The sequence below is a fragment of the Zoogloea sp. genome, from assembly GCF_044344315.1.
In the GTDB taxonomy this organism is placed as follows: domain Bacteria; phylum Pseudomonadota; class Gammaproteobacteria; order Burkholderiales; family Rhodocyclaceae; genus Zoogloea.
In genome coordinates this window covers 1-10045 of the sequence record NZ_JBIJDC010000148.1, presented here as the reverse complement: position 1 = coordinate 10045, position 10045 = coordinate 1, and the positions used below count along the sequence as shown (strand labels likewise).

General features: G+C 63.4%; 10 protein-coding genes. 2 read left to right on the top strand and 8 right to left on the bottom strand.

Annotated features, from left to right (window positions below; genetic code table 11):
- From rimO to ACIQ09_RS20700, 8 genes are all read right to left on the bottom strand, one after another.
- The coding region (rimO, locus tag ACIQ09_RS20735) for a 30S ribosomal protein S12 methylthiotransferase RimO (protein ID WP_398314090.1) at positions 1–946 on the bottom strand (946 nt) is incomplete at its 3' end.
- A gap of 60 nt (positions 947–1006) precedes the next feature.
- Positions 1007–1612 carry a polyhydroxyalkanoate synthesis repressor PhaR gene (gene phaR / locus ACIQ09_RS20730; protein WP_398314088.1) on the bottom strand — a complete coding sequence of 202 codons (606 nt, stop codon included), beginning with the start codon at positions 1610–1612 and terminating at the stop codon, positions 1007–1009.
- Between the two features lie 297 nt (positions 1613–1909).
- Entirely contained in the window at positions 1910–2650 is a 741-nt protein-coding gene (gene phbB / locus ACIQ09_RS20725) for an acetoacetyl-CoA reductase (RefSeq protein WP_296401675.1), read from the bottom strand.
- Between the two features lie 39 nt (positions 2651–2689).
- Positions 2690–3430, bottom strand: a complete 741-nt coding sequence (phbB, locus tag ACIQ09_RS20720; RefSeq protein WP_296409996.1) for an acetoacetyl-CoA reductase — start codon at positions 3428–3430, stop codon at positions 2690–2692.
- 140 nt (positions 3431–3570) lie between these two features.
- A complete protein-coding gene (locus ACIQ09_RS20715; RefSeq protein ID WP_398314085.1) occupies positions 3571–5310 on the bottom strand; it encodes a PHA/PHB synthase family protein in 1740 nt (579 codons plus the stop codon).
- Between the two features lie 255 nt (positions 5311–5565).
- Positions 5566–6363, bottom strand: a complete 798-nt coding sequence (locus ACIQ09_RS20710; RefSeq protein ID WP_398314083.1) for a ZIP family metal transporter — start codon at positions 6361–6363, stop codon at positions 5566–5568.
- Positions 6364–6400: 37 nt separating this feature from the next.
- On the bottom strand, positions 6401–7153 hold the full coding sequence (gene pgeF / locus ACIQ09_RS20705) for a peptidoglycan editing factor PgeF (protein WP_398314081.1): 753 nt from the start codon (positions 7151–7153) through the stop codon (positions 6401–6403).
- A complete protein-coding gene (locus ACIQ09_RS20700) occupies positions 7150–8115 on the bottom strand; it encodes an RluA family pseudouridine synthase (RefSeq protein ID WP_398314079.1) in 966 nt (321 codons plus the stop codon). Before ACIQ09_RS20700 ends, pgeF begins: the two co-directional genes overlap by 4 nt.
- 10 nt (positions 8116–8125) lie before the next feature.
- Here ACIQ09_RS20700 and ACIQ09_RS20695 point away from each other — a divergent pair, with 10 nt between their 5' ends.
- On the top strand, positions 8126–8929 hold the full coding sequence (locus ACIQ09_RS20695) for an outer membrane protein assembly factor BamD (RefSeq protein WP_398314077.1): 804 nt from the start codon (positions 8126–8128) through the stop codon (positions 8927–8929).
- A 15-nt stretch (positions 8930–8944) separates the two neighbouring features.
- The gene (locus ACIQ09_RS20690; protein ID WP_398314075.1) at positions 8945–9466 is read left to right on the top strand and encodes a DUF2946 family protein; all 522 of its coding nucleotides are present in this window, start codon (positions 8945–8947) and stop codon (positions 9464–9466) included.
- The last annotated feature ends 579 nt before the right edge of the window (positions 9467–10045 follow it).

The window sequence follows — 10045 nt, the reverse complement described above, 5'->3', positions numbered from 1 at the left end:
CAGCCTCGGTCTCGCCGGGGAAGCCGGTGATGAAGGTGGAGCGGATGGTGAGATCGGGGCAGATCTCGCGCCAGCGGCGGACGCGCTCGAGGTTGTTCTCGGCGCTGGCCGGCCGCTTCATGGCCTTGAGGATGCGCGGGCTGGCGTGCTGGAAGGGCACGTCGAGGTAGGGCAGGATCTTGCCTTCGGCCATCAGCGGGATGATGTCGTCCACGCTGGGGTAGGGATAGACGTAGTGCAGACGCACCCACACGCCCAGGTCGCCGAGGGCGTTGCACAGGTCGTAGAGTTTGGTGCGCATGGGTTTGCCGCCCCAGAAGCCGGTGCGGTACTTGGTGTCGACGCCGTAGGCGGAGGTGTCCTGGGAGACGACGAGGAGCTCCTTGACGCCGGCATTGACGAGGTTTTCGGCTTCGCGCATGACGTCACCGATGGGCCGGCTGACCAGGTCGCCGCGCAGGGACGGGATGATGCAGAAGGTGCAGCGGTGGTTGCAGCCTTCGGAAATCTTGAGGTAGGCGTAGTGATCGGGCGTGAGCTTGATGCCCTGGGGCGGGATCAGGTCGATGAAGGGGTCGTGGGGCTTGGGCAGGTGCTTGTGCACCTCGTGCATGACCTCTTCGGTGGCATGGGGGCCGGTGACGGCGAGCACTTGCGGGTGAGCCGCCAGCACGACGTCGTCCTTGGCACCCAGGCAGCCGGTAACGATGACCTTGCCGTTCTCGGCGAGCGCTTCGCCGATGGCGTCGAGGGACTCTTCCACCGCGGCGTCGATGAAGCCGCAGGTGTTGATCACCACGAGGTCGGAGCCTTCGTAGGAGGGAGAGATCTCGTAGCCCTCGGCCCGCAGGCGGGTGAGGATGTGCTCGGAGTCGACGAGGGCCTTGGGGCACCCGAGGCTGACGAATCCTACCTTGGGGGCGGCGGCGAGCTTGGATTGGGTCATGCGTTCAAAACCTGTGGGGATAAAGTGCAAGGGCCGCGTCGTGTGCGCGGCCCCGTTATTTTATTTCTTGGGAGTGGCTGGCGGCTCGGTATCGGGTGCCGCGACAGCATTTTTGTCGCCGGCCAGGCCCGGCGGGAAGCCCGGGAAGGGGAAGCCGGAGAAGAGATTGCGGGTCTGGCTGTCCAGCTGCTCCTGCATCTGGGTGTACATCTTCTTGCTCTGCTCCATGTAGGCACCCATCATGCTCTGCATGGCGGGCCCCTGAAAATTCAGGAACTGGGCCCACAGGTCTTGATTGACGGTGGCATTTTCACCGTAAACCGAGCGGACCTGGTCTTGAAGCTTGGCCTGCATGTCGGTGAAGGACCTGATGTTGCTTTCGAGATACTTGCCCATCATCCCCTGCATGGCATTGCCATAGAAGCGGATCATCTGGGACAGCAGGTCGCTGGTGAACATGGGCGCGCCGCCAGCCTCCTCTTCGAGGATGATCTGCAGCAGGATGTTGCGGGTCAGGTCTTCGCCACTCTTGGCGTCGACGACCTGGAAGATACCGTGTTCGAGGACGAGTTCCTTCACGTCTGCGAGCGTGATGTAGGAGCTGGTCTGGGTGTCGTAAAGGCGGCGGTTCGGGTACTTTTTTATCAGGCGAATCTGATCGGCCATTCGTGTCTTCTCCTTGGCGATGGAATTCGCCGTTGAGAATTATACTGCGGTGCGCAAAAAAAAGCCCCGTCCTGGTGCAGGCTTAGCGTGATGGGTGTTGCAGGTTGATGCAGGGGCAGCGGGCACTTGCGCTGGGAGGGCGACTGAAGTCGCCCCTACAGGTGGTGCGATGGCTGAATGCAATCCAGGGTCATCCGGGTTTGTAGGGGCGACTTCAGTCGCCCTCCCCTGCCTATCCCCAAAAAAACAAAACCCCGCCGAGGCGGGGTTTTGCGTGATGCGTGCGGCAACTGCAGATTACTGGTAGTACAGGCCGCCGTTCACGTTCAGGGTGGCGCCAGTGACGTAGCCAGCCAGATCGGAGGACAGGTAGACCACAGCAGCGCCGATTTCTTCCGGCTTGCCAAGACGCTTGACGGGCACGGTGTCGATGATGGCGTTGCGGACTTCTTCCTTGATGGCCATGACCATGTCGGTGCCGATGTAGCCCGGGGCAATGGCGTTACAGGTAACACCCTTGGTGGCCAGCTCGGCGGCCAGCGCCTTGGTGAAGCCGATGACACCGGCCTTGGCGGCGGAGTAGTTGGTCTGACCAGCTTGACCCTTGACGCCGTTCACCGAGGAGATGTTGATGATGCGGCCAAAACCACGTTCCGCCATCTTCGGGGAAATGGAGTGGGTCACATTGAAGAGGCTGGTGAGGTTGGTCGCGATGACCGCGTCCCACTGGCCCTTTTCCATCTTCGGGAAGAACTTGTCGCGGGTGATGCCGGCGTTGTTCACCAGGATGTCGATCGGGCCGACTTCGGTGGCGATCGCCTCAACGGCTGCCTTGCACTGCTCGTAGTCGGACACGTCGAACCCGTACAGCGGGATATCGAGGCCTTCCGCCTTGCGGGCTTCAACCCATGCGTCCTTGGCGGGATCGCCCGGGAAGAAGTTGCCCACCACACGGACGCCCGCGGCAGCGAGGGATTTGCAGATCGCAGTGCCGAGACCACCAACTGCGCCAGTAACAAGAGCGATGCGTTGAGTCATTTCACTTTCCTTTTGTTGCAGTGCCAGAGAGAGTGGCGATTAGAACATATGCTGACCGCCGTTGATAGAGATGTTGGCGCCAGTCACGAACGCCGCCTCGTCGGACGAAAGGTAGGCAATCAGGCCGGCGATTTCTTCCGGCTTGCCGAGACGGCTCATCGGGATCTGGGGAAGAATTTTACTTTCAAGGACTTCCTGCGGAATGGCGAGGACCATCTTGGTGCCGATGTAGCCCGGGGAGATGGTGTTGACCGTGACACCGGATTTTGCCACTTCGAGGGCCAGGGACTTGGTGAAACCGTGCATGCCGGCCTTGGCAGCCGCATAGTTGGTCTGACCGAAGGCGCCCTTGATGCCGTTGAGGGAGGACACGTTGATGACGCGGCCCCACTTGCGTTCGACCATGCCGTCCATGACCTGCTTGGTCATGTTGAAGACGCTGTCGAGGTTGGTGTGCATGACGGCGTCCCAGTCGGCCTTGGTCATGCGCTTGAAGGTCATGTCGCGGGTGATGCCGGCGTTGTTGACCAGAACATCCACGGGGCCGATCTCTGCGGTCACCTGCTCGACGCAGGCTTTGGCGGAGTCAAAATCACCCACGTCACAGGGGTAGGCCTTGAAGCCGTAGCCCATGTTGTTCATGGTCTGCAGCCATTCGGCGGCTTTTTGATTGCCGGGCGAGTGGGTGGTGACCACCTTGTAGCCAAGTGCGGCCAACTTGATGCAGATGGACTCGCCGAGACCGCCCATACCTCCGGTTACCAGTGCTACACGTGCCATGTTTTCTCCCTCCTTGTTCGTAATTTATGCGGGGGTGACTTGAACGCCGACAGCGCCCCCGTTGTTGTCTCGCCGCCAGCGCGTTTCTTCTTTTATAGGGTGTGCGCTCCGGCACGGGCCAGCCGTGCGGGAGGTGAAGCTCAGGCCTTTTCCTTGACGTAACGGCCGGGGGCCGCTTCGATGACCTTGTATTTTGCGTTGCCGGGCTTGCTGCGGGCGGCGATCTGGGTGCCGCTGCGCGTCTTGAGCCATTCGATCCAGTGCAGCCACCAGCTGCCCTTTTGCTCAGCAGCGGTGTCGAGCCACTCCTCGGGCACGGAAGCCTGGGAGTCGCTGGTCCAGTAGCTGCGGCGGTTCTTCGAGGCCGGGTTGATGGCGCCGGCGATGTGGCCGCTGGCGCCCAGCACGAAGGTGGTTTCACCGCCGAGGATCTGACGCACCAGGTAGGCGCTGGTCCAGGGGACGATGTGGTCTTCGCGGGTGGCGAGGAGGTAGGCGGGCAGGTCGACCTTGCCCATGTCTACCTTGACGCCGAGCATCTCGAGCTTGCCGGGCACGCGCAGGTTGTTCTCGAGGTACATGTTGCGCAGGTACCAGGCGAGGAAGGGGCCGGAAAGGTTGGTGCTGTCGGAGTTCCAGTACAGCAGATCGAAGGCTTCCGGTTGCTTGCCCTTGAGGTAGTTGCCGACCACGTATTGCCAGATGAGGTCGTTGGCCCGCAGGCTGGAGAAGACTTGCGCCAGCTCGCGGCCCATCAGCAGGCCGCCCTTGCCGATGGCGGCTTCGCGGGCGGCGACGGAGGCTTCGTCCACCAGGCAGCCGATTTCGCCAGCATCGGCGAAATCAAGCAGGGTGGTCATGAGGGTTAGGCTTTCGGCCGGGTCTTCGCCCTTGGCGCGCAACACGGCGAGGGAGGACGACAGGATGGTGCCGCCGACGCAGAAGCCGAGGACGTTGGGCTTGTCGACCTTGGTGACTTCACGCACCACCTGGAGGGCGGTGATGGGGCCTTTTTCGAGGTAGTCGTCCCAGCCGAAGTGGGCTTGCTCGGCCTTGGCGTTCTTCCAGGATACGAGGAAGACGGTAAAGCCTTGTTCGACGATGAAGCGCACCAGCGAGTTGGCCGGCTGCAGATCCATGATGTAGAACTTGTTGATACAGGGCGGCACGATCAGCAGCGGGGTCTTGTAGACCTTTTCGGTGAGCGGTGCGTACTGGATCAGCTGGATCAGCTCGTTCTCGTAGATGACGGAGCCGGGCGTGGTGGCCAGGTTGGTGCCGATCTCGAAGGCCGAGTCATCGGTCATGGAGATGCGCCCCTTCTCCATGTCACCCATCAGGTTCTTGATGCCCTGGGTGATGCTCTCGCCCTTGGTGGCGAGGGCCGTCTGGATGAACTCGGGGTTGGTGGCCGCAAAGTTGGACGGCGCCAGGGCGTCGATGTACTGGCGGGTCAGGAACTGCATGCGGGCCTTGCTGCGACCGTCGGCCACGGGCAGGGCGTCGGACACCTTGGCGAGGTAGTCGGCGTTGAGCAGGTAGGCCTGGCGGATGTAGTCGTAGACCGGGCTGGACGACCACTCGGGCGCAGCAAAGCGGCGGTCGCCGGGCTGGGGCTGGACCATCGGTTCGACGGGTTCGCCGGGACGCGCCTGGGCCATGGACGTCCAAAGGCGGGCGTGGGCTTCGGCAAGTTCTTTCTGGAGCCGGGCGAGCTCCTGGGTTTCAGGCAGGGGAATCTGCGGCGCCGTGGCAGGTGCGACCTGCTGGATCGCAGCGTTCTGCTTGCCGAGGAAATCAAAAAAGCCTTCAGCCAGCGATTGGCCGAACTTGAACATGCCCTGTAGTGCCTCTGCAGACTGCTCCGGTGTTACAGACATCCACCTCTCCTTGTTGTGTGCCTCGTGCAACGAAGCGGTGCGGTCGGATCAGACCAACACCTCCCCCGGCCTGCCTTGCGGCCTTGTAGAATCCGGAGAATGTATATCGTTGCTATCGCTTGGATTTATGTCGCCCTGCTCGCCACGGTAACCGAAACAACTGTGGTCGGCGGGATTTTGACTTTTTTGTTCTATGGCCTTGCGCCGCTCTCCCTGTTTTTATGGCTCTTCGGTACGCCTGCCCGTCGTCGCCGTTCAGCCCAGCGCTCGCTCCGCGAGGGGATGGGCCAGAACGATGGAGGCGATGCCGGCAGCGATCAATAATACCTGCTGGGCAGTGGCGCGCAATTCAGTCCGTTTATGCAAACCCGGAATGAGATCGGCCACAGCGACGTAAATCATACTCGCGGCAGCAAGGGCGAGAAACACCGGCACCAGCGACTGCATGTGGGACAGTGCGAAGTAGGCGAGGATGCCCCCCACCAGCGTGGCGAGGCTGGACAGCAGATTGAAAGCCAGGGCCTTGGTGCGGCTGTAGCCGGAATGCAGCAGGATCAGGAAATCACCCGCTTCCTGGGGGATTTCATGGGCAATGATGGCCAGGGCGGTAACGATGCCCAGGGGCGTGCTTTCCACGAAGGCGGCAGCGATGAGCACACCATCGACGAAGTTGTGAAAGGTGTCGCCCACCAGGATGAGCAGGCCGCTTCGCCCGTGGTCGTGAGCCTCGGTGACGGCGTGCCCGTGATGGTCGTGACCGTGCCCGTGACAGCCCTCGTCATGGCAGTGACGCCATAGAACCAGTTTTTCCAGCACGAAAAAAATCAGGATGCCGGCCAGGATGTTCATGGCGGCACGTTCGGGGCTTTCGGCCGCCTCGATGGCGTGGGGCAGGACTTCAAGGAAGGCGGCCCCCAGCAGGGCGCCAATGGCATAGCTGATGAGGGTCGGCACCCAGGTGGGGCGGGCGGCCCAGGACAGCGCGGCAGCCACCAGCACACTGAGCAGCCCCCCGGCAAAACTCATCACGACAATCCAGGCAAGGGGGGTCATGGGCATTCGATGATCAAAAGGGCCGCGCAGTATAACGTCAGTGGTCCGCCGGAATCGGTGAGTCCAGCCAGATGAGGGAGGCCATGCGTCCGGTCACGCCGTCCCGGCGGTAGGAGAAGAAGCGTGCCGGATCACTCACCGTGCACGCGTCGCCGCCATGGATTCCGGTCACACCGGCACGCACCAGGCGTTGACGGGCCAGCAGGTAGATGTTGGCCAGCCACTTGTGCTGGTTGGGGGATGGCCGAAACGCTGCTTCGGCTGCCGGATTGTGCCCCATGAAGGCCGCCCGGACCTCGCCCCCCACTTCGAAGGCATCGGGGCCGATGGCCGGGCCGAGCCAGGCCAGAAGCTGGCCCGGAGGTACGCCCATGGCTTCGACGGTCGCCTCGATCACGCCGTCAAAGAGCCCTCGCCAGCCGGCATGGGCTGCCGCAACGACGGTCCCGGCCCGGTCACAGAGCAGCACGGGCAGGCAGTCGGCGGTCATGACTGCACAGACACGCCCCGGCTCACGGGTGAAGGCGGCATCGGCATCGGGCACGCCATCTCCGGCGGCGGCATCCACCACCGTGCTTCCGTGCACCTGGTTGAGCCAGCGCGGTTCGGCTGGCAGAGCCTGACGGACGATGCCACGATTGTCGGCCACCCGGGACGGGTCGTCGCCGACATGGGTACCGAGATTGAGGGTGTCATAAGGCGCCTCTCCGACACCACCGGCGCGGGTGGTGGACAGGGCCTTGACGCGGGCCGGTGCGGGCCAATCGGGTTGGATCCAGGAATCGTTCATGGGGCGGTGCCGCTGCGCAAGAGGGCGAGCAGGCCTTCAAAATCGTCGGGCAAGGCGGTTTCCCAGCGGCAGGGCTCGCCGCTGCGGGGGTGGATAAGACCCAGCTGCCAGGCGTGCAGGGCCTGGCGGGGGAAGGCGTCGAGACGCGGGTCGGCGCTGCGCGCCTTGCCGTAGGTAGCGTCGCCGATCAGCGGGTGGCCGATGTGGGCCATGTGTACGCGGATCTGGTGGGTACGGCCGGTGGCGAGCTCGCATTCGACCAGGGTGGCGCGGGCGAAGCGCTCGATGACCCGATAGCGGGTCAGGGCCTCACGCCCGCCGGGCACGACGGCCATCTTGGTACGCTGGACCGGATGCCGGCCGATGGGCGCGTTCACTTCGCCACTCGCCCCCGGCTGCCCATGGACGAGGGCCAGATAGTGGCGCTTGACGGTGCGGGCCTGGAGCTGACGGACCAGATCGGTCTGGGCCTCAAGGGTGCGGGCCACCACGAGCAGACCGCTGGTGTCCTTGTCGAGCCGATGGACGATGCCGGCCCGGGGCAGCTCGCGAAACCCCGTGTGGCGAAACAGCAGGGCATTGAGCAGGGTGCCGGACCAGTTGCCGCTGCCCGGATGCACCACCAGGCCGACCGGCTTGTCGATGACCAGCACGGTGTCGTCCTCGTGGATGACCTGGAGCGGGATGTCCTCGGCCTGCTCGGCCAGCATGGCATCCGAGGGCTCGGGGCTGACCAGTATGGTTTCGCCCCCCCAGACCTTGGTCTTGGAATCCGGCGAGGCCCCGTCGATGAGGATCCGCCCGGACTTCAGCCAGGCCTGCAGGCGGCTGCGGGAATGTTCGGGAAACAGGCGAGCGAGCGCCTGGTCGGCCCGGAGGCCGGCACAGTCGTCAGGAATAGACTCGCGCTGCGGAGAGGGGGAAGGGATGGCTGGGCTATAATCGCTCCAGTCTTCTTCCAAAGAGTTTTCAATGGCGCATTTCACCCTGCGTAGTTTAACGCTTGCCGGCTTCCTTCTGCTCGCTGGCTGTAGCGGCCTGCCCGACCAGATCGACGAAACCAACGGCTGGAGCGCCCAGAAGCTCTACTCGGAGGCCAAGGAGTCCATGTCCGATGGCGCCTGGGATAGGGCCATCAAGATGTTCGAGAAGCTGGAGGCGCGCTATCCCTATGGCCGCTATGCCCAGCAGTCCCAGCTCGAAGTGGCTTACGCTTACTACAAGTCCAACGAGCCGGCCTCGGCCATCGCGGCCTGCGAGCGCTTCATCAAGCTGCACCCTAACCACCCGAACGTGGACTACGCCTTCTACCTGAAGGGCCTGGCCAACTTCAATGAAGATCTGGGCCTGCTCGGCGCATTGGCCAATCAGGATCTCTCTGAGCGCGACACCAAGGCGGCCCGCGCCTCGTTCAACACCTTCAAGGAGCTGGTGCAGCGTTTCCCGGAGAGCAAGTACGCCCCCGATGCGACCCTGCGCATGCGCTACCTGGTGAATGCGCTGGCCTCCCACGAAGTGCACGTGGCGCGTTACTACTACCGCCGCAGCGCCTTCCTGGCATCAGCCAACCGGGCTCAGACGGTGATCAGGGACTTTCCCCAGTCGCCCGCCACCGAGGAAGCCCTGTTTCTGATGGTGAAGAGCTACGACGCGCTGAAGCTCACCGAGTTGCGCGACGATGCACAGCGGGTGCTGCGCACCAACTTCCCGAAAAGCACCTACCTGACCGCCGACGCCCCGACGGACCGCAAGGCCGCCTGGTGGAAGCTCTGGTAAGCGGACGCCCACCCCATGGATGAGGCCGTTCGCCTGGCCCTGGTCAAGTGGCCGAACGTGCCTTCGTGCACCGGCTGGCTGCGTCTGAGCCGCCGGGGCGAGTGGCGGGTGCCGGAAGGGCCTATCCGCCACGCCGGGCTGAACGCCTTCATCGGACGCAACTATCAGCCTACCTCAGACGGGCGCTGGTTTTTCCAGAACGGCCCGCAGCAGGTTTTTGTCAGCCTCGACTACACGCCCCTGATCCTGCGCCTGGCCAGTGCCGAGCAGCTTGAAACCCACACCGGCCTGCCGGCAAACACCGTGACCGAAGCGTGGCTGGATGAGGACGGCAGCCTGCTGCTGGGCTGCGAGCATGGCGTGGCGCTGCTGAACGACCGGGATCTGGCTGCTTTCTGCGCACGCCTGGAGGGTGACCTGGAAAAACAGGATGCGCCCCTGAGTCTGCACTGGGCGGGCAAAGCGGTTTCAGTAGGGCGGATCATGCAGGCCGAGGTGGCGGCCCGATTCGGGTTTGTCTCCGAGCCCAGCCTCTGAAGACTGCCAGCGAGGCCTCTCCGGTGGGGTCTAATTCATTCGACCGCGAACTTGCGATCACCGGCATGTCGATGGTTTGGCGCGTCGAGGTCGAATGAATTGGCTATGTTCGCGTTAAGTGTGAAAAGCGCTTTCGCTTCGACAGGTAAGGCTTGAGCTCTTGCTTACGGGCTTTCCGTTGCTTGGCGTTACATCGGCCGGGAATTCGCCCCGGCGGGCGACCTTCTTTCTTGCTTCGCCAAGAAAGAAGGCAAAGAAGGCGACCCGGCCACCCCGGTCATTCGCTGCGCGAATGACTGCCCTGCGCTGCTCCCAGCAGGCGGCCGACGCGGAACTCGCCCTTCGGGCTCAGACAGCCGCGCCGGACTTCCCCGCCCGCTGGTGCGCTGCTCGGCGGGTCGGAACGGGCTTTTCCGATGCACCGAGCCTCTCCGGATGGAACTGTTGGCACTGACCGTTGGTAACCTGCATTTCCTCTCCCCTCTGGCGCGCCGACTGGAGGGTTCGGCAGGCGGAAAAAGGGCTGCGCATGTTTGAGCCCGCAGGGCGAGTTTGCGCAGACCCCGCCTGACGGGCCCG